Genomic DNA, 571 nt, shown 5'->3' with positions numbered 1-571 from the left:
CAACTTCTCCCGGCCCCGGACCGTATCCCCCGATGTGACCGATGATCCGCGGGAGTGCCGATGACCGTGCGCGGGATTCTGGCCGTCGTCGTAGGCGCCCTGGTGGTGGCCGGTTGTGAAGCCCACCCCGTCGCTCCTCCCGCGGTGACCCCGGTACCGGTCCTCGCGCCGCCGACAGCGGTCTCGCTGTCTTCGCGGAAACCCGCGCCGCCGTCCGCCGGGATCACCTTCCCGCAGGCGGGATCCGGCCAGTGGATCCTTCCCGCCGGTGAAGGCCCGATCGCCGGGCAGACCGGAAAGCTGGTGCGATACCGCGTCGCCGTCGAGGCGGACATCGCGGGCGTGAGCCAGGACGAGTTCGTCAAAGCCGTCGAGTCCACTTTGGCCGATCCACGCGGCTGGACCGGGGGCGGGCGCTGGAGGTTACAGAGGGTCGGCCCTGACGGCCCGGTCGATTTCACGCTCTACCTGGCCACGCCGAAGACACGCAGATCGGAAGCGACACGTGTAGGGAAAGAGTGTGGCGGTGAGGAGTGGCCGACCTATTAAACTAGAAAACTTGACAGGCAGA

The 571-nt window shown here is 67.8% G+C and carries 1 protein-coding gene; it reads left to right on the top strand.

What is annotated here, in order from left to right; genetic code table 11:
* The first annotated feature begins 60 nt into the window (after nucleotides 1-60).
* Nucleotides 61-549, top strand: coding sequence for a DUF3152 domain-containing protein (locus CFP71_RS41825; RefSeq protein WP_244200035.1), 489 nt, complete (start codon nucleotides 61-63; stop codon nucleotides 547-549).
* Nucleotides 550-571 lie beyond the last annotated feature (22 nt).

The organism is Amycolatopsis thailandensis (genome assembly GCF_002234405.1).
Lineage (GTDB): Bacteria > Actinomycetota > Actinomycetes > Mycobacteriales > Pseudonocardiaceae > Amycolatopsis > Amycolatopsis thailandensis.
The sequence above is the reverse complement of the archived record's forward strand: the minus strand, read 5'-3'. Positions and strand labels throughout refer to the sequence as shown.